The sequence below is a fragment of the Streptomyces sp. NPDC006544 genome, assembly GCF_040611715.1.
GTDB lineage: Bacteria > Actinomycetota > Actinomycetes > Streptomycetales > Streptomycetaceae > Streptomyces.
The window spans coordinates 13,475-32,832 of sequence record NZ_JBEXOV010000022.1 but is presented as its reverse complement, the minus strand read 5'-3'; the positions used below and the strand labels follow the sequence as shown (position 1 = coordinate 32,832).

15 protein-coding genes are annotated in these 19,358 nt (G+C 71.7%); 14 read left to right on the top strand and 1 reads right to left on the bottom strand.

Features of this window, described 5'->3' with window-relative positions; genetic code table 11:
- Positions 1-240 precede the first annotated feature (240 nt).
- Together ABZY44_RS13300 and ABZY44_RS13295 are read left to right on the top strand one after the other, a co-directional pair.
- On the top strand, positions 241-1,665 hold the full coding sequence (locus ABZY44_RS13300) for an NAD-dependent malic enzyme (RefSeq protein WP_356653052.1): 1,425 nt from the start codon (positions 241-243) through the stop codon (positions 1,663-1,665).
- A gap of 310 nt (positions 1,666-1,975) precedes the next feature.
- On the top strand, positions 1,976-2,257 hold the full coding sequence (locus ABZY44_RS13295; protein WP_007264399.1) for an HU family DNA-binding protein: 282 nt from the start codon (positions 1,976-1,978) through the stop codon (positions 2,255-2,257).
- Positions 2,258-2,450: 193 nt separating this feature from the next.
- Here the strand turns inward: ABZY44_RS13295 and murA are convergent, their stop codons facing one another.
- On the bottom strand, positions 2,451-3,794 hold the full coding sequence (gene murA, locus ABZY44_RS13290) for a UDP-N-acetylglucosamine 1-carboxyvinyltransferase (RefSeq protein ID WP_356653050.1): 1,344 nt from the start codon (positions 3,792-3,794) through the stop codon (positions 2,451-2,453).
- A 274-nt stretch (positions 3,795-4,068) separates the two neighbouring features.
- Between murA and ABZY44_RS13285 the strand changes: the two genes are divergently transcribed.
- The 12 genes from ABZY44_RS13285 (at position 4,069) to ABZY44_RS13230 (ending at position 19,106) form a co-directional block, all read left to right on the top strand.
- A complete protein-coding gene (locus tag ABZY44_RS13285; protein ID WP_356653048.1) occupies positions 4,069-4,629 on the top strand; it encodes a YqgE/AlgH family protein in 561 nt (186 codons plus the stop codon).
- 56 nt (positions 4,630-4,685) lie between these two features.
- On the top strand, positions 4,686-4,970 hold the full coding sequence (locus ABZY44_RS13280) for a DUF3039 domain-containing protein (protein WP_328298939.1): 285 nt from the start codon (positions 4,686-4,688) through the stop codon (positions 4,968-4,970).
- Between the two features lie 170 nt (positions 4,971-5,140).
- Entirely contained in the window at positions 5,141-6,793 is a 1,653-nt protein-coding gene (locus ABZY44_RS13275) for a beta-N-acetylhexosaminidase (RefSeq protein WP_356653046.1), read from the top strand.
- A 348-nt stretch (positions 6,794-7,141) separates the two neighbouring features.
- Complete coding sequence (locus ABZY44_RS13270) at positions 7,142-7,984, top strand: FAD binding domain-containing protein (protein ID WP_356653127.1); 843 nt, start codon at positions 7,142-7,144, stop codon at positions 7,982-7,984.
- On the top strand, positions 7,981-10,056 hold the full coding sequence (locus ABZY44_RS13265; protein ID WP_356653044.1) for a 2Fe-2S iron-sulfur cluster-binding protein: 2,076 nt from the start codon (positions 7,981-7,983) through the stop codon (positions 10,054-10,056). The genes ABZY44_RS13270 and ABZY44_RS13265 overlap by 4 nt, the downstream gene beginning before the upstream one ends.
- Positions 10,057-10,172: 116 nt before the next feature.
- The gene (locus ABZY44_RS13260) at positions 10,173-12,413 is read left to right on the top strand and encodes a xanthine dehydrogenase family protein molybdopterin-binding subunit (protein WP_356653125.1); all 2,241 of its coding nucleotides are present in this window, start codon (positions 10,173-10,175) and stop codon (positions 12,411-12,413) included.
- 142 nt (positions 12,414-12,555) lie between these two features.
- The gene (locus ABZY44_RS13255) at positions 12,556-13,056 is read left to right on the top strand and encodes a hypothetical protein (RefSeq protein ID WP_356653042.1); all 501 of its coding nucleotides are present in this window, start codon (positions 12,556-12,558) and stop codon (positions 13,054-13,056) included.
- Positions 13,056-14,546, top strand: coding sequence for a hypothetical protein (locus ABZY44_RS13250; protein WP_356653040.1), 1,491 nt, complete (start codon positions 13,056-13,058; stop codon positions 14,544-14,546). The genes ABZY44_RS13255 and ABZY44_RS13250 overlap by 1 nt, the downstream gene beginning before the upstream one ends.
- Before the next feature lie 132 nt (positions 14,547-14,678).
- Positions 14,679-15,761, top strand: a complete 1,083-nt coding sequence (gene mycP, locus ABZY44_RS13245; protein WP_356653038.1) for a type VII secretion-associated serine protease mycosin — start codon at positions 14,679-14,681, stop codon at positions 15,759-15,761.
- Positions 15,762-15,835: 74 nt separating this feature from the next.
- Positions 15,836-16,264: a hypothetical protein gene (locus ABZY44_RS13240; RefSeq protein ID WP_356653036.1), complete on the top strand. Its 429-nt coding sequence runs from the start codon at positions 15,836-15,838 to the stop codon at positions 16,262-16,264.
- Between the two features lie 155 nt (positions 16,265-16,419).
- Positions 16,420-18,561 carry a DUF6571 family protein gene (locus tag ABZY44_RS13235; protein ID WP_356653034.1) on the top strand — a complete coding sequence of 714 codons (2,142 nt, stop codon included), beginning with the start codon at positions 16,420-16,422 and terminating at the stop codon, positions 18,559-18,561.
- Positions 18,561-19,106, top strand: coding sequence for a hypothetical protein (locus ABZY44_RS13230; protein ID WP_356653032.1), 546 nt, complete (start codon positions 18,561-18,563; stop codon positions 19,104-19,106). The genes ABZY44_RS13235 and ABZY44_RS13230 overlap by 1 nt, the downstream gene beginning before the upstream one ends.
- The last annotated feature ends 252 nt before the right edge of the window (positions 19,107-19,358 follow it).

Sequence of the window (19,358 nt, the reverse complement as noted above, 5' to 3'; positions counted from 1 at the left end):
TGCCCCCTTCGCGGAAGCGGTGGGGGCAGACCTGTTTTGCGTGGCCCGAGAGGGTTCCGTGAGATCGTCAAATCTCGTATGGTGGAAGTGTCTTTCCGAAATTTGTAGCTGGTTACCTTGTACCGGCTGGTAGGTGGGACGATCGGACAACAGGTCCTGCCGCGCCTGCCGGGCTTCCGGCCACCGCGGGGCGGGACCCTGTGTGTACAGAGGAACCAGGAACAGAAGAGGAACACGGCCATGGCAACGGCGCCCAGCGTCTCGTACTCGATGACGGTCCGCCTGGAAGTGCCCGCGAGCGGAACCGCGGTCTCCCAGCTCACCACCGCCGTGGAGTCCTCCGGCGGGTCGGTCACCGGCCTCGACGTGACCGCATCCGGCCACGAGAAGCTCCGTATCGACGTCACCATCGCCGCGACCTCCACGGCGCACGCGGACGAGATCGTCGAGAAGCTGCGCGGGATCGAGGGCGTCAGCCTCGGCAAGGTCTCCGACCGCACCTTCCTGATGCACCTCGGCGGCAAGATCGAGATGGCGTCCAAGCACCCCATCCGCAACCGCGACGACCTCTCGATGATCTACACCCCGGGCGTGGCCCGCGTGTGCATGGCGATCGCCGAGAACCCCGAGGACGCCCGCCGTCTGACCATCAAGCGCAACTCCGTCGCAGTCGTGACGGACGGCAGCGCCGTACTGGGCCTCGGCAACATCGGCCCGATGGCCGCGCTGCCCGTGATGGAGGGCAAGGCGGCCCTCTTCAAGCGCTTCGCGGGCATCGACGCGTGGCCGATCTGCCTGGACACCCAGGACAGCGACGAGATCGTCGCGATCGTCAAGGCGATCGCCCCGGGCTTCGCCGGCATCAACCTGGAGGACATCTCCGCGCCGCGCTGCTTCGAGATCGAGGCCCGCCTGCGCGAGGCCCTCGACATCCCCGTCTTCCACGACGACCAGCACGGCACCGCCATCGTCGTCCTCGCGGCCCTCACCAACGCACTGCGCGTGGTGGGCAAGGCAGTTGGCGACGTCAAGGTGGTCATGTCGGGTGCCGGCGCGGCCGGCACCGCGATCCTCAAGCTGCTGCTCGCGGCGGGCGTCAAGAACGCGGTCAGCGCCGACATCCACGGCGTCGTGCACGCGGACCGCCCCGATCTCGTCGACGCGGCCGCGGACTCCCCGCTGCGCTGGATCGCCGACAACACCAACCCCGAGGGCTACACGGGCACCCTGAAGGAGGCCGTGGTCGGCGCCGACGTGTTCATCGGCGTCTCGGCCCCGAACGTCCTGAACGGCGAGGACGTGGCCGCCATGGCGGAGGGCGCGATCGTGTTCGCGCTCGCGAACCCGGACCCCGAGGTGGACCCCGCGGTCGCCCGCCAGACCGCCGCCGTCGTGGCCACGGGCCGCTCCGACTTCCCGAACCAGATCAACAACGTGCTGGTCTTCCCCGGCGTCTTCCGCGGCCTGCTGGACGCCCAGTCCCGCACGGTGAACACCGACATGATGCTGGCCGCCGCGACCGCCCTGGCCGACGTGGTCGGCGAGGACGAGCTCAACGCGAACTACATCATCCCCTCGGTCTTCAACGACAAGGTCGCGGGCGCGGTCGCCGGAGCCGTCCGCAAGGCCGCCTCGGGCGCCGCGGCGGCCCCCACGTCGGTCTGATCCCCGGCGCGTCGCGGGATGCGGGCCCGCCGGGCCGCCTCTAGGGTTGCGGGGATGCCCGCGTGGTCCGCGGTCCGCATCGGCCGGAGACCCTTCCGGTGCGGACGGAGCGTCACCGCGGCGTGACTGTGGCGCTTTTCGTGTGACCCCGGCGGGTGCCGGATTGGCTTTCCCGCCGCTGGTGGGGGCAGGATGCGTAACCGGGCGAGAGGGTCTGACGTCAGACCCGGGTCCGGGGACTGTCCTAGGGCCCTGGCAGCATCGGCTTCGATCTCACGCCTCTAAGGCACGTTGAACACGGGAGTACAACATGAACCGCAGTGAGCTGGTGGCCGCTCTTTCCGAGCGCGCCGAGGTGACCCGCAAGGACGCCGACGCCGTTCTGGCCGCGCTCGCCGAGACCGTCGGCGAGATCGTCGCCAAGGGCGACGAGAAGGTCACCATCCCCGGCTTCCTGACCTTCGAGCGCACCCACCGTGCCGCTCGCACCGCGCGCAACCCGCAGACCGGCGACCCCATCCAGATCCCGGCCGGCTACAGCGTGAAGGTCTCCGCGGGCTCCAAGCTCAAGGAAGCCGCCAAGGGCAAGTAGTACGTCCTTGTGCCGGGGCCGTACAGGCTCCCGGGACGGCAGTAGTACGTAGTACGCGAGAGGCGGCCACCCGGCACCGGGTGGCCGCCTCTCCGCGTTCCCCGGCCCCCTGGTGGCCTCCGGGAGCCAGAACGCCCCCACAGGCCCTGTACGGGGCCCGTGGGGGCGTTCTGGGGCGGTCTGTGTCGATCTTCTAGACGAGGTCGCCGCCCGGCAGCTCGACCTTGGCGCCCAGTTCCACGAGCTTGTCCATGAAGTTCTCGTAGCCGCGGTTGATCAGGTCGATGCCGTGGACCCGCGAGGTGCCCTCGGCGGCGAGCGCCGCGATCAGGTACGAGAAGCCGCCGCGCAGGTCGGGGATGACCAGATCGGCGCCCTGGAGCTTGGTGGGCCCGGAGACGACCGCCGAGTGCAGGAAGTTGCGCTGGCCGAAGCGGCAGGCGCTGCCGCCCAGGCACTCCCGGTAGAGCTGGATGTGCGCGCCCATCTGGTTGAGCGCCGAGGTGAAGCCGAGGCGGGACTCGTAGACCGTCTCGTGGACGATCGAGAGGCCGGCCGCCTGCGTCAGCGCCACGACCAGCGGCTGCTGCCAGTCGGTCTGGAAGCCGGGGTGGACGTCCGTCTCCAGCGCGATGGCGTTGAGCGGGCCGCCCGGGTGCCAGAAGCGGATGCCGTCGTCGTCGATCTCGAAGGCGCCGCCGACCCGGCGGAAGGTGTTCAGGAAGGTCATCATCGAACGCTGCTGGGCGCCGCGCACGTAGATGTTGCCGCCGGTGGCCAGCGCCGCGGACGCCCAGGAGGCGGCCTCCAGGCGGTCCGGGAGCGCCTTGTGGTTGTAGCCGCCCAGGCGGTCGACGCCGGTGATCCGGATGGTCCGGTCGGTGTCGAGGGAGATGATGGCGCCCATCTTCTGCAGGACGCAGATGAGGTCCTCGATCTCCGGCTCGACGGCGGCGTTGCTGAGCTCCGTGACGCCCTCGGCCAGGACGGCCGTCAGCAGCACCTGCTCGGTCGAGCCGACCGACGGGTAGGGCAGACGGATCTTGCAGCCGCGCAGGCGCTGGGGGGCCTCCAGGTACTGGCCGCCCTCGCGCTTCTCGATGGTCGCGCCGAACTGGCGCAGCACGTCGAAGTGGAAGTCGATCGGCCGGCCGCCGATGTCGCAGCCGCCCAGGCCCGGGATGAACGCGTGGCCGAGGCGGTGCAGCAGGGGGCCGCAGAACAGGATCGGGATGCGCGAGGAGCCCGCGTGCGCGTCGATGTCGGCGACGTTCGCGCTCTCCACGTGCGTGGGGTCGAGCACCAGCTCGCCCGGTTCCTCACCCGGGCGGACGGTCACCCCGTGCAGCTGGAGCAGCCCGCGGACGACGCGGACGTCACGGATGTCCGGAACGTTGCGCAGTCGGCTGGGCCCGCTGCCGAGCAGCGCCGCCACCATGGCCTTGGGTACGAGGTTCTTCGCGCCGCGGACACGGATCTCGCCCTCGAGCGGGGTTCCGCCGTGGACAAGCAGTACATCGTCACTGATGCCGGTCATGAATCTCGCGTTCCGGAGAGGGATGGGCGGGGGGCCAGTGAAAAGGGTAAGGGGCAGCACCCCCCTGCTCGTGTGGCTGACGGGGCCGTAGGACTGTCATGAATTCGCCACAACACCCTGGGTGTCCGCCAGGTGGCGGAGCGTCTCCTTCCGCGGCCGCCGCGGCCCGCCGGACCGTGCGCCCCGCCCGTCGTCGCCGTGCGCCCTGAGCTGCGTTCGCTCCGGATGCGCCGTCGGCTCCCCCTCCCGGGCGAATGTGGGGGATCATGGCGGCATGACCGAGGTGTCCTCCCTCACAGGGCGGCTGCTCGTGGCCACCCCCGCCCTCGCGGACCCGAATTTCGACCGCGCGGTCGTGCTGCTGCTCGACCACGACGAGCAGGGCTCGCTCGGCGTCGTCCTCAACCGGCCCACCCCGGTGGGTGTCGGCGACGTCCTGCTGCCCTGGGCCCCGCTGGCCGGCGCCCCCGGAGTGGTCTTCCAGGGCGGCCCGGTGGCTCTGGACTCCGCGCTGGGGCTGGCGGTCATCCCGGGCGAGGAGGGGCCGCTCGGCTGGCGCCGGGTGCACGGGGCGATCGGCCTGGTGGACCTGGAGGCCCCGCCCGAACTGCTGGCGGCGGCGCTGGGGGGCCTGCGCATCTTCGCCGGGTACTCGGGCTGGGGGCCCGGGCAGCTGGAGGCCGAACTCGGCGAGGGCGCCTGGTACGTGGTCGATTCCGAGCCGGGGGACGTGTCCTTCCCGGATCCGGAGCGGCTGTGGCGCGCGGTGCTGCGGCGCCAGCGCAGCGACTTGGCCATGGTGGCCACGTATCCGGACGACCCGTCGCTGAACTGACCCGCGGCCGACCCGCTGCCCGTCCCTCGCGCGCGGGGGTCGGTACCCTGGCAGTTATGAGCACTCTTGAGCCCGATCGCGGGACTGGTACGGGAACCCTCGTAGAGCCGACACCCCAGGTGTCCCACGGTGACGGCGACCACGAGCGCTTCGCCCACTACGTCCAGAAGGACAAGATCATGGAGAGCGCGCTCGGGGGCACCCCCGTCGTCGCGCTCTGCGGCAAGGTCTGGGTTCCGGGCCGGGACCCGAAGAAGTACCCGGTCTGCCCCATGTGCAAGGAGATCTACGAGTCCATGGGCCCCGGCGGGGACAAGGACAAGGGCGGCAAGGACCAGTAGGTCCGGCCCGCTCCCCGCAGGCCACGCGGGACGGAGGTCCCCGGTCGCGCCCGTGCGCGGCCGGGGGCCTTTTGCGTGCCCCCGGGGCGGGCTAGGGTCGCCCGCGAAAGCACCACGTGAAACGTGCGTTGCACATCGTGCAACGGCTGGACGCTGGAGGGGTCGAGGCCATGCCCGAGTTGATTCCGGAGCCGCGGTACGCGCGGTTCCCCCGCGGCGCCGGCGCGTGCGTGCTGGACGATCCACTGCTCGCCGTCGGCCCCGGCGCCGAAGGCGCCGCCCGCTGGCTGCGCCGGGAGCTCGGCGCGGCCACCGGCTGGGAACTGCCCGGGGCGGTGGCCGGGCAGGCGGACGGGGGGCGCACGGTGATCCGGCTGGCGATCCGCCCCGACCTGGCGCTGAGCGCGGGCGCGGAGTCGTACGAGCTGCACGTCACGCGGGCGTGGGTGCTGCTCGAGGGCGCCGACCCGGCGGGCCTCTTCTACGCCGCGCAGACGCTGCGTCAGCTGCTCGGCCCGGAGGCCTTCCGGCGCGCACCCGTCGCGCCGGGCCACGTCTGGCGGGTGCCGGTGGGAGGTGTCCAGGACGGCCCCCGCTTCGGCTGGCGCGGCCTGATGCTCGACGTCGCCCGGCACTTCATGCCCAAGGACGGCGTGCTGCGCTACATCGACCTGCTCGCCGCCCACAAGCTCAACGTGCTGCACCTGCACCTGACGGACGACCAGGGCTGGCGCATCGAGATCGAGCGCTACCCGAAGCTCACCGGGACCGGGGCCTGGCGGGCCCGCAGCCGGTGGGGCCACCGGGCCTCGCCGCTGTGGAACGAGACCCCGCACGGCGGCTTCTACACCCGGGACGACATCCGCGAGATCGTCGCGTACGCCGCAGAGCGGCACGTACGGGTGGTCCCCGAGATCGACGTACCGGGCCACTCGCAGGCCGCGATCGCCGCGTACCCGGAGCTGGGCAACACGGACGTGGTGGACACGGCCGCCCTGGAGGTGTGGGACGACTGGGGCGTCAACGAGAACGTGCTCGCGCCCACCGAGGCCGTACTGCGCTTCTACGAAGGCGTCTTCGAGGAGCTGCTCGAGCTGTTCCCCGCCGAGGTCTCGCCGTTCGTGCACATCGGCGGCGACGAATGCCCCAAGGCGCAGTGGAAGGCCTCCGCGGCCGCACAGGAGCGGATCCGCGAGCTGGGGGTGGACGGGGAGGACGGGCTGCAGTCCTGGTTCGTCCGGCACTTCGACGGATGGCTCGCGCAGCGCGGCCGGCGGCTCATCGGATGGGACGAGATCCTCGAGGGCGGGCTGGCCCCCGGGGCGGCCGTGTCCTCCTGGCGCGGGTACGCGGGCGGAATCGCCGCCGCCGAGGCCGGCCACGACGTGGTGATGTGCCCCGAGCAGCAGGTGTACCTGGACCACCGTCAGGCGGGCGGCGAGGACGAGCCGATGCCGATCGGGTACGTCCGCACCTTGGAGGATGTGTACCGGTTCGAGCCGGTTCCGCCGAAGCTGTCGGACGAAGCCGCGGCCCACGTGCTGGGGGCGCAGGCCAACGTGTGGACCGAGGTGATGGAGAACCAGAGCCGGGTCGACTACCAGGTGTTCCCGCGGCTCGCGGCCTTCGCCGAGGTGGTCTGGTCGCCGCTGCCGGATCCGGCGGAGCGGGACTATGCGGACTTCGAGGGGCGTATGGGGACGCACTACCGCCGCCTGGACGCGCTCGGGGTCGACTACCGGGCGCCCGGCGGCCCGTTGCCCCGGCAGCTCCGCCCCGGAGTGCTCGGACGCCCGATCGAGGGAGCGCCCCCGAACGTGTGACGACGGGCCCCCGCGGACGGGACCGGGACCGGGGTCCGCGGGCCGCGGAGCGGCGTCGCGGACGTCGCGGTGACACCGCCCGGGCGGTGAGGGCGCGGGCGGCCGACCCTCGCGTCCGGTGCTCCGGAAGATGTGCCAGAGTTGCCACGTCCCGGCGGTGAGCACGTACCGTACGGCGGACAGGCGCGAGGGCCGGTACCGGGACATCGGGAAGGGGCAGCTGGGTTGACCACGCACGCACCGCACACACCGCAGGCACGGGATTCTCAGGGTCCCGGCGGCGACCCGCAGGCGGGGAACGCGGCGCAGCCCGCGACGCGCGCCGCGGCGCAGTCCGCGACGCAGTCCGTGACGCTGCCGACCTCGCTCGACGAGGCCGTGGCGGCGCTCGCCGCCATGCCCGCCGCCGTCCCCGTCGCGGGCGGCACCGACCTCATGGCGGCCGTCAACGCCGGACTGCTGCGCCCCGCCGCCCTCGTGGGCCTCGGCCGGATCAACGAGATCCGCGGCTGGCAGTACCAGGACGGCCACGCGCTGCTCGGAGCCGGCCTCACGCACGCCCGGATGGGACGGCCGGACTTCGCCGCCCTGATCCCGGCCCTGGCGGCCGCCGCGCGCGCCGCCGGGCCGCCGCAGATCCGCAACGCCGGCACGCTGGGCGGCAACATCGCCACCGGCGCGCCCACGGGCGACGCGTTGCCCGTGCTCGCCGCGCTGGAAGCCGTGCTCGTCATCGTCGGACCGGGCGGAGCGCGCCGCGAGATCCCCGTCTCCCACCTGCTGGCCGGGCGGGACATGCTCCGCCCCGGAGAGCTGATCGGCTTCGTGCGGGTGCCGTTGCTGCACGCGCCGCAGGTGTTCCTCAAGGCCACGGGGCGTACGGGGCCCGGGCGCGCGGTGGCGTCCGTCGGGCTCGTGCTCGATCCCGCGCGCCGGGGCGTGCGCTGCGCGATCGGCGCGGTCGCCCCGATGCCGCTGCGACCGCTGGAAGCCGAGCAGTGGGTGGCTTCGTTGATCGACTGGGACGGGGACCGCAGTCTGGCCCCCGAGGCGCTGGAGGCCTTCGGCGAGTACGTCGCGGCCGCCTGCGTGCCCGACCAGGGGGAGCCGGTGGCTCCCGCAGTACTGCATTTGCGGCGGACGGTGGCCGTGCTGGCACGGAGGGCCCTGGGGAGGGCGCTGAGCTCATGAGTGAGAACGAGAACACGGGGCCCGCGGGTCCCGCCTGGGGCTGGGAGCCGGTGCCGCACGGCGGCGAGTACGACTCCGAGGCGACGGCTTTCGTGAAGCTGCCGCAGGACATGCTGGACGCGCTCGGCACCGGCGAGCCGCTCGCGGCGCCGGGCCACGGGTACGTGCCGCCGCCGATGATCGTGCCGCTGGGCACGGTGAGCACGGATCCGGCGGCCACGGGGACGTGGTCGATCCCGGTGCAGTGGCCGGAGGCCGGTACGGCGGACACGGGCGCGACCGCGGGCGGCGGATCCCAGGCCGGGGCGCGGGCGCCGATCCCCGCTTCGGTGCCGATGCCGGCGTCGGTGGCGGCGGCGTTCGCGGAACCGTACGGGGAGCCGTACCCCGCCGAGCCGTACGCGGAGCAGCTCACCGAGTCGTACGCCGAGCCCGCCGCGGACGGGGACGGGCGCGCGGGCGAGTCGGGCGAGACCGCCGAGTGGCGCTTCCCCGAGGCCGCCGCGTCCGACGTGTGGGTTTCGGGCGGCACGGGTGACACGGGCAGCTTCGGACAGCTCGCGGCGTCCGCCGACTGGAGCCGGGCCCCCGCCACGCTGCCGGGCGGGGCCGCGGCCCCGTGGGCGAGCCACCCGGACTTCGAGGCCGGGCGCGATCGCGCGGCGCAGCAGGCGGGACCGGCCACGGGCAGGGACGCCGGCCCGGGCTCCGGCACGGACTTCGGTACGGACTCCGGCCCGGGCTCCGGCACGGACTTCGGTACGGACTCCGGCCCGGGCTTCGAAGCGGGTCCGGGGTCGGCGTCCGGAGTGCTTCCGGACGCTCCCGGAAGCGGGACCGGAGCGGCGGGCTCCTTCGGCGGTGCCTTCGGCACGATGCCGGGGCGCGGGCCCCGGGTGCTGGGCGGCCCGGGTGTCGGCACACCGCTCCCGGGGGAGTACGCCGAGCCCGAGGGCGAGCCGGCCTACCCGGCTCCGCAGGACATCGAGGCCGCCCACGGGCCGGCCCGGACCCCGACGACGGGGGAGCGGCCGCACCCGGGTGCGACGGAGCCCGAGCAGGCGCACGCGGAGGCGGAGGAGCCTGAGCGGGCGCGGGAGCCCGAGCGGGACCGGGAGCCCGAGCGGGCGCTGGAGCCCGACGCGGGGCGGACGGCGCCGGGCGACGGCGTGCGGACCTCCGGCGGAGCCGGGGACGTGCCCGTGCCGGGTGAGGGCACCGCCGACAGTGCCGTGGCGGCGGCCTCGGCGGAACCGGGCGAAGGGATCCCGGCCGGGGAGGCGGCGTACGGAGAAGTGAGCGCCGACCAGCCCGGCGGGCGGGGCGCCACCGCCGATGACGCGGCCGCCGACGCCGACGCCGACGCTGGCGCCGTGGCCCATCACGAGCACCCGCCGGCCTCCTACGTACTGCGCGTCAACGGCGCCGACCGGCCCGTCACCGGCGCGTGGATCGGCGAGTCCCTCCTCTACGTGCTGCGCGAACGCCTCGGCCTCGCCGGCGCCAAGGACGGCTGCTCGCAGGGCGAATGCGGTGCGTGCGCCGTGCAGGTCGACGGCCGGCTCGTGGCGTCCTGCCTGGTCCCGGCCGCGACGGCGGCGGGCAGCGAGGTCCGGACGGTGGAAGGCCTGGCGACCGACGGGGAACTGTCGGACGTGCAGCAGGCGTTGTGCAGGTCGGGCGCGGTGCAGTGCGGGTTCTGCGTGCCCGGCATGGCCATGACCATCCACGACCTGCTGGAAGGCAACCACGCCCCCAGCGAGCTGGAGACGCGACAGGCACTCTGCGGCAACCTCTGCCGCTGCTCGGGCTACGCGGGGGTCATCGACGCGGTGCGCGAGGTCTCGGCCGAGCGCGAGGCGGCGTCCGAGGCGGCCGCCGCGGCCTCCGCCGAGGCACGGATCCCGCACCAGGCCCCGCCCGGCGAGGGCGGTGTCCACGGCCCGCACGGAGGCCAGGGCACGCTGGGCGGCCACGGCTTCCAGGACGGCGGGCACAGCAGCTACGGAGGCCAGGGCGACAGCCCGGGCCGTCAGGGCACCGACGGCAACGACCAGGGAGACACGGCGTGAGCGCCCACGACGCGGCGACGGTACCGACGGGCAGCGCGGCGGGCGCCGCCCCCTCCTCGGCACTCTCCGACGGGCCGGGCCAGGCCGAGGGGCCGGAGCGGGACGTCCCGCGCGGCATCGGCGCGTCCGTCCCGTCCGCCGACACCCGCTCCAAGACCGAGGGGACCTTCCCCTACGCCGCCGACCTGTGGGCCGAGGGCCTCCTCTGGGCCGCCGTGCTGCGCTCCCCGCACGCCCACGCCCGCATCGTCTCCATCGACACCTCCGCCGCCGTGGACATGCCCGGCGTGCGCGCCGTCGTCACCCACGCCGACATCCCCGGCGCCACCACGCACGGCCGCCGCGTCGCGGACCGGCCGGTGTTCGCGCACGACGTGGTCCGCCACCACGGCGAGCCCATCGCCGCCGTCGCCGCCGACCACCCCGACACCGCGCGCCTCGCGGCCGCCGCGATCATGGTCGAGTACGAGCTCCTCGACCCGGTCACCGACCCCGAGCAGGCCTTCGGCGCACCCGCCCTGCACCCCGACGGCAACCTGATCCGGCACATCCCGCTGCGCTACGGCGACCCGGAGGCCACCGGCGAGATCGTCGTGGAGGGCCTCTACCGCATCGGCCGCCAGGACCCGGCTCCCATCGGCGCCGAAGCCGGGCTGGCCGTGCCCCGCCCCGACGGCGGCGTGGAGATCTACACCGCCTCCACCGACCCGCACACCGACCGCGACCTCGCCGCCGCCTGCTTCGGGCTCGACCCGGACCGGGTGCGCGTGGTCGTCACCGGCGTTCCGGGAGCCACCGCCGACCGCGAGGACGCGGCGTTCCAGCTCCCGCTCGGCCTCCTGGCGCTCCGTACCGGCTGCCCCGTCAAACTCGTGGCCACCCGGGAGGAGTCCTTCCTCGGCCACACCCACCGCCACCCGACCCTGCTGCGCTACCGCCACCACGCGGACGCGGAGGGCCGCCTGGTCAAGGTCGAGGCCCAGATCCTGATGGACGCCGGCGCCTACGCCGACGACTCCTCGCAATCCCTCGCCGCGGCGGTGGCCTTCGCCTGCGGCCCGTACGTGGTCCCGCACGCCTTCGTCGAAGGCTGGGCGGTCCGTACGAACAACCCGCCGTCGGGCCACGTACGCGGCGAAGGCGCCCTGCAGGTCTGCGCGGCCTACGAGGGCCAGATGGACAAGCTCGCCGCCGCCCTCGGCCTCGACGGGGCCGAGCTGCGCCTGCGCAACGTCCTCGCCACCGGCGACCTCCTGCCCACGGGCCAGACGGTGACCTGCCCCGCCCCGGTCGCCGAACTCCTGCGCTCCGTACGGGACTACCCGCTGCCCGCCCTCCCCAAGGACACCCCGGAGGAGGAGTGGCTGCTCCCGGGCGGCCTGGAGGGCGCGGGTGAACCGGGCGCGGTGCGGCGCGGGGTCGGGTACGGCGTCGGCATGGTGCACATGCTCGGCGCGGAAGGCACGGACGAGGTCTCCACGGCCACGGTGAAGATCGTCGGCGGTTCCGCGACGGTCATCTGCGCGGCGGTCGACACCGGCCAGGGCTTCTCCACGCTCGCCCGCCAGATCGTCCAGGAGGTCCTGGGCGTGGACGAGGTGGTCGTGGCCCCGGTCGACACCGACCAGCCGCCGGCGGGCGCGGCGGCGCACGGGCGCCACACGTGGGTGTCGGGCGGCGCGGTGGAACGGGCCGCGAAGATGGTCCGGACCCAGCTCCTCCAGCCGATGGCCCACAAACTCGGCATGTCCACGGAGCTCCTGCAGATCTCGGATGGCCGAATCACGTCGTACGACGGGGCGTTCTCGACGACCGTCGCGGAGGCGATGGAGGGCAAGGAGCTCTGGGCGACGGCCCAGTGCCGCCCCCACCCGACGGAGCCGCTGGACGCGGACGGCCAGGGCGACGCCTTCGTCGGCCTCGCCTTCTGCGCGATCCGCGCGGTGGTGGACGTGGACATCGAGCTGGGCTCGGTACGGGTGGTGGAGCTCGCGGTCGCGCAGGACGTCGGCCGCATCCTCAACCCCCGGCAGCTGGAAGCCCGTATCGAGGCGGGCGTCATCCAGGGCGTCGGCGCCTCCCTGACGGAGAACCTCCGCACGGCGTCGGGCCTGATCCGCCACCCCGACCTGACGGGCTACGCCCTGCCCACCTCGCTGGACGCCCCGACGGTCCGCATCGTCAAACTCGTCGAGGAGCGCGACGTGGTGGCCCCCTTCGGGGCGAAACCGGCCAGCGCGGTCCCGGTGGTCACCTCCCCGGCGGCAGTGGCCTCGGCCGTCCGCGCGGCCACGGGCCGCCCGGTGAACAGGCTCCCGATCCGGCCATCGGCGGCGGTCGCGGTGCCCAACTCATGACCTTGTGACCCTGATTGCACCTGCAACCCGGAACTTGGGTCTGTCGGACTCTCTCGATAAGGTGACCGGGGACACCGGCGACGTACGCGTGCGAACGGGTGCGAACGGGGTGTGAACGGGGACGGGGAGCGGGGAGGTCGTTATGGCAATTGACTACGGACCGGGTGTGCTCGGCGTGGACTACGGCGTGGGCGTGGCCCTGCCGGGGGCCGTGGGTGCGATGGCCGTCGAGTACGAGTCGATGACCGCGTACAAGAAGCGCGTCGACGGGCTGCTCGCGAAGCTCAACGAATCCCCGGCGAGCGACAAGGAGCTGGCGGACGGCACGCTCCCGACGGCGTCGGTGGGCGAGGGCTTCGCCGAGGCCAAGCGCCTGTTCACCGCGTACACGAACACCCACACGCAGCTCCTGGCCCTCTCGAAGGGGCTCGCCGACCAGATCGAGGCGCTGGGGATCGCGATCCAGACGGCGGGCAAGGGGTTCGGGGGCGTGGACGAGGAGACCCAACGGCGCATGCTGGCGATCAGTAAGCAGGCCGAGGTGCACTACGTTCCCGAACGGGACCCGATGGCTCCGCCGCCCCCGCACAGTTCGGCTTCGCAGGGATCCGGTCCGGCCGATACGCAGGTGGAGGGCCTCTGATGGCGACCAACTTTGAGGCGCACACGCACCAGGAGCTGCTGGCCATGCTCGCCTCGGCCAATGCTGACACCCTCAAAACGCGTGGTACACAACTGACGGATGCCGCAGCAGCAATCAAGGAGATCGGCGAAAGCCTCAAGGACCACCGGGTGACGGGCTGGGAGGGCGAGTCGGCCACCGCCTTCCAGGAGTGGGTCAACCAGACGGGCAACGCCACGCTGCGCCTGAGCGAGTTCAGCGCCGCGGGCGGCAAGCAGATGACCCACGCCAGCCAGGTGGTGGTCGAAGTCAAGGCCAACATGCCTTCGTACGACACCGGGGCGGCCGCCAACCTGGAAGCGGCCCGCAAATTCCACAACGACCCGGACTCACGGGAGATCGGGCAGCAGGCGAACTCGAAGCTGGTTGGTGACCACGAGCTGGCTGTCCAGCAGATGGCGAAGCTTGCGCAGGGGTACGAGGCTTCGGCTACCGGCATGGAAATGGCGGAGATTCCGACTTTCCCGAAGCTACCTGAGCCGTTCGTTCCACCGCCCATCGCTGGCGGTGGGGACCTCGCACGGCCTGGCGGCAGCGCGGGAAGTGCCGGATCGGGCGGTTCGCACGCATCCGTGGCGCCGGCTCCCAGTGGCTCTTCGTACGAATCCGGCTCCGCGTCTGGACCCCATCCGTCGCCGGTCGGTACGGCGCACCCGCCGACCGGCTCGACGCCGGGCCCCGTTTCGCTCCTCCCGGACCGCGAAGTCGGCGTAGGCCTCGATAACGTCGCCACCCTGCCGGACAGGACTCTGCCCCCGACCACGGGTCTGCCCGGAAGCGTAAATCCGGTGGGACCGAGTGGCGGCACTCCGGGCATCGGCCCTGGCAGTTTCGTTCCGCCTACGACGATTCCGCCCGTCGGCGGCCTGTCGAAGCCGGGTGGCGGTCTCGGCCCCGGCAATTTCGTACCCACGGTCCCTGGTACCAGCGGTCCCGGCGGGATCGGGGGGAAGGCCGGAGGTCCGGGGCCCCTCGCAGGGCTGCCCCCGCGCGACAGCGGGATCTTGGGCGGCCGGCCCGTGACGTCGGCTGGACCGAATGCGAGCATTCCCCGGGGCACGGTCATCGGGGCTGAAGGTGCCCAGGCGACCGGCCGCGGTATGGGCGGTGGTATGGGCGCTGGAGGCGGTGGCGCGCACGGCGGTGTCGGCGGTTCCATGGCCGGTCGTCGCCTCGCGATGGAACCGGGCGGTGTCGTTGGCGGGCGTCAGCCGGCTCCGGGCGGTCGCTCGGTCGCGGGTGGTCAGCCGTTCACTCAAGGTGGGGCGGGGCTGGTTCGTGATGGATCGGGTACCAGCGCGGCTGGTCGCCCCATGGCTCACGGAGGGGCGGGTGGCAATGCCCCGGGCCGGCGAGGTGCGGACCAGAGCGGCGAACGCCCCGACTACCTGGCCGAAGACGAAGAGACGTGGCAGGGCGACCTTAGTGTCGTTCCGCCGGTGATCGACTGAGTGGAGCGGACGTTGCACGGGATGCGTATGCGTAGGGCGACCGCGGCTTTGGCGGGTTTCCTGCTGGCCGGGGTCGCCGCGACCCCGGCACATGCGGAGACCATTCGGTCGCAGCAGTGGCATCTCACGTCTATGAAGGCCGAGGACATTTGGAAGACCAGCACAGGTATGGGCGTCACCGTGGCTGTCATCGACGGTGGTGTGGCACCCATTCCTGAGCTGGAAGGGCAGGTAGTTCCAGGAAAGGACTTCGCCACCACTTACAGCGGAGATGAGCGAACGGACTCGAATCACCACGGCACTAGCATGGCCGCGCTAATCGCCGCGACTGGTAAGCATCCCAGTGGTGACGGGGCGTTCGGGCTTGCACCGGGGGCCAAGATCCTTCCGATCCGTGTTCCGGAGGGCGTTGACGTCAAGAACGCGGCCTGGACTGCGGCGATTAGGTACGCAGCGGACTCGGAAGCGAAGATCATCAATATCTCCTTGGCTTCGGGTGCAGACGATCCAGACCGCCTTGACGCAGTCAAGTACGCCCTTTCGAAAGGGAAACTGATCTTTGCGGGCGTGGGTAATCGTGGAGACGCAGCGAACGATGTCCTCTACCCCGCCGGGACGCCTGGTGTGGTCGGCGTCGGCGCTGTTGATAAGGACGGCAAGGCGACGACAGAGTCGCAGCACGGCGCCCAGGTAGATCTGTCCGCGCCCGGGATGGATATCGTCTCAGCCTGTGGTGGCAAGACCGGACTGTGCACGAGCCACGGCACCAGTGATGCAACTGCTCTCGCCTCGGCCTCAGCGGCATTGATCTGGTCGATCCATCCCGAGTGGACCAACAATCAGGTGCTCCGGGTCATGATGAACACGGCGGGCAAACCCGTAGGCGGCGCCGAGCGCAGTGACTTCGTCGGCTACGGCGCGGTTCGTCCCCGCATCGCCGTGGTCACCCCCGGCGACCCCGGCCCGGCCGACGTCTACCCCCTCCCCGACCTCGCCGCAGCCGGTGGCGGCTCAGGGGCGAAGAACTCGCCCGCCCCCTCCGCAGACGGCAAGACGCCCCCGTCGGCCGGAGCCTCCACCCCCGCGCCCGCCCCCCAGGCCGAGGCGAAGAAGGACGGCGGCAGCATGCTGCCCTGGCTCGCGCTCGGGCTCGGGGCCTGCGTGATCATCGGGGGCGCCGTCACCGCGGTCGTCGTCCGGCGCAGGAACAGCTGACCCGGCCGGCACCACCACCGACCACGCAGGGCCCCGTAGCGCAGTGCACCTGAGGCAGAAGGAGTAGGGCACCCATGTCGTTCGACGAGGAATGGTCCGCGGCCCGGACCACCGCCGCAGCCAATGTGTCCATGCGGCTCAACCACGTCCCGACGGAGCCCGGTCCCGGTGGTGGCGGCAACGGCGATCTCGAGCTCAACCAGGACCACATCGGTGAGATCGGCTCCGAGGCCTACAAGCTCCACACCCGGCTCTCGACCGACGGCAAGCACGCCGCCACCGCCACCGCCGAGGCGGCCGCCGCGCTCACGCGCGAGAACTTCGCGAGCGGCGCCGCCCTGCTGAAGGTCAACACCCGCTGGGAGAGCCAGCTCAAGACCCTCGTCGCCGCCTGCGCGAACATCTCCAACGGCCTGAACTACTCCCTCTCCTCCCACAACAAGGACGAGCAGCAGCTGCACGCCGATTTCACGTCCTCCAAGATCGACCAGCTTCTCAAGTAAGGCGACGGACACGTGCTGACGTACGAGAGCGTGATGAACGCGCCCCTGGGGCAGCTCCAGACCGCGATCACCGACTGGGCCGCGGTGGTCAAGAAGCTGGACGAGCTGGCGGAGTCGGCGCGGGGCGGCATGAAGGCCAAGTCCGACAAGGCCCAGTGGAGCGGCGTCACGGCCGGTGTCGGCCGCTCCTTCGTCGACAAGACGGCCAAGGGTTCGACGACGCGGCCCAGGCGGCCAAGGGCATCCACCTGCTGCTCAGCGACGGCCACACCACCATCAAGGCGGCCCAGGACGAGATCAAGAAGCTGGTCGCGGACGCCCCGGCCGCCGGATTCCGGATCGACGAGAGAGGGCGGGTTTCCGCCATCCCGCTCGCCGATCCGCAGGACCGGTACGCGGCGCAGCACGATCCGGACTACCAGGCCTCCGTCCGCAAGAACCAGGGCCTCTGGCAGGAACGGGTCGACCGGGCCGTCGAGAACGCGCAGGACGCCGACGACTCCCTCGTCCGCGCGCTCCAGGCCAACGTCACGGACGACAACAACTTCACCGCGCCGAAGTACACCACCCTGGACGCCGAACAGGTCGACCGGGCTGCCGCGCTGATGAAGAAGGTCACCGGCGAAGGCGGCACGGCCCGCAACCCGGAGGCGCTGCGCGAGCTGGAGGACCTGCTCGACGACAACCGCGAGGACCCGGAGTTCGCGACGGGCTTCTATCGCACGGTGGGCCCCGAGGGCACGTTGGAGATGTACTCCACGATGTCCCTGGACGCGACCGGCCTCGGCCAGGCCGGCAAGGACCGCGCGCTGATGGTCGCGAACATCCAGAGCGACATGGGCGCGATGCTGGGCCTGGCCACGCACAAGGACGTCCCGAACCACCTCGACGCCGCCTGGACGACCCAGCTGATGAAGGCCGGCCACAAGGAGATGCAGGTCACCGGCGGTGTGACGACCATCTACGGCTACCAGGCGCTCGGTGCGCTGATGCGCGGGGGCACGTACGACACGGAGTTCCTGACCTCGGTCGGTCGCGACATGATCGCCATGGACCGCAAGCACCCGAAAGCCTGGGAGTACCACACCCCGTACGGCCTGGACTCGGTGCTCAACCAGGGCAAGGACGGCGGCCGGGGCTTCTACCCGCTGACTGGGCTCATGGAGGCGCTGGGCAACAACCCGGACGCCGCGACGGCCTTCTTCAACGAGCCGGTCCGCGAGGACAGCAACCACGACGGCATCGTCACCAAGGACGACAAGCCGGTCAAGGGACAGCACGGACAGGCGCAGGGCACGGTCGACTACATGCTCGACAAGAAGCCCTACATGGACAGCTTCGACGTCACGAAGACGGGCGACCTGCACCCCGCGCAGAAGGCGGTGGGTGACGCCCTGATGGCGGCGGTCTCCCACAGGGGCCCCGGCGACGAGGATGCACCGCCGGTCGCGCACAGCAAGGAGATGGCGGCGGTCATGGAACGGGTCGTCGAGAAGATCGGCGACAAGCCGGAGCTGGTAGTGGCCAAACCAGGCGATCCGGACGGCCCGTTGAAGGGGCTGTCCGGCCACTTCGGGCAGATGGCTGCGGAGTACATGCCGGACATCCAGGCGTCGGCGGACAACAGCAGCCGAATGCTCAAGGCCAACGGCCACATGGCCGCGTTCCACAAGGCCGACATGGCGGCTTTCATCGGTGTTGTGGGCCAGGACCCGGACGCGTACGGCGCCATCACCAACTCCCAGAGGGCGTGCACGACGGCGCTCATCAACGACGTGATCGCGCACCGGAGCGAGTACGAGGACGTCGATGCGGGGATCAAGAGTGCTGTGCACCCCGGTGGCCAGATCGCGGGCATCCTGTCCGAGGCCAGAGCCGAAGGGGTCTTCACGGAGAACGGCCACAAGCAGGAGGAATACGTCAAGGGCGTCGAGGACAACGCCAAGTGGATCAACCGCGGCATCAATGCCGCAGGGGGAAAGTACCTGGAGTTGATGCCTCTCGCCGGAGACGTGGTGGAGTGGCTGCAGGAGGACATTACCGAGGGCGTGGTCGAGCGGGCGAAGAAGGACCACGCGGAGAAGATCGGGGAAGTCGACCACAAGGCGGTGATCGACTACACGAATGCGCAGACGGAGGCCGGAGAATCCGCGGCGCAGTCTGTGCGCAGGGCATTGAAGGACTCAGGCATGAACCAGCGGAGCATCGATGCTCTCGCCGGAGTTGCCTCCACCGAGACGGCGAATGCTCATGCGGTGGGCCGTGGCCAGGTCGTCACTTCGAACGGCGGCTCCTGATGCGCAACACCGGCATTCCCTTCGTATGCGCCACGACGTTCGCGCTGGGGGCGCTGATGACGGGTTGTGCCGACGGCCAGAAGGAAGCGACCCCGCAGCTGCCCGAGCGGAGCTGCTTCGGCGTCTTCGCGCGGTCCGACCTGGAACCGCTGATGGGTAGTGGTGAGACAGTCAAGGAGACCTCGCCGACCGATGTCCGGCTGACCGCGGATCACCGCAGTGCCACGTGCACCGTCGACGTCGACGGCAAGGGCCGTGTCCTCGTGACGGCTACGCGCCAGCCCCTCGGGCAAAGTTTCCTCTGGCATCCGGACCAGAGCCAGCCCGCACCGGATCCGCTGGCGCTGGGGGACAAGGGGATCGTGTGGAACACGGGCGCCCGCGTCGCCCTCACCTGCAAGGGCTCCGCGGACTCCTTCGAGCTCGAGCTGGGGATCAGCGGCTCCACGGAGCACATGGAGCCCGCCGACCGGCGTCCCCTGTTCACGTCACTCATGACGAAGTACCTGGAAGTCGCCAAGCAGCAGACCGGCTGCGGCGTCTAGGTGATCTCGGAGGCCCCTGCGCACGCGGATCGCCGAGGGTGCCTGTCCCGCCGCCTTCGCCGATCCGCCCTCGGACCGAGCGCCCGCGTGATCATCGGCGCCGCCGTCACCGCAGTCGTCGTCCGGCGCCTGCGCAGCTGACGTGCCGCAGGCCCCATAGTGCAGTGCATCCGTTGCATCCGTTGCGTCCGTGCATGTACGCAGAGGCAGAAGGAGTGGCGCACGCCATGTGGTTAGCCGAGGAATGTTCCG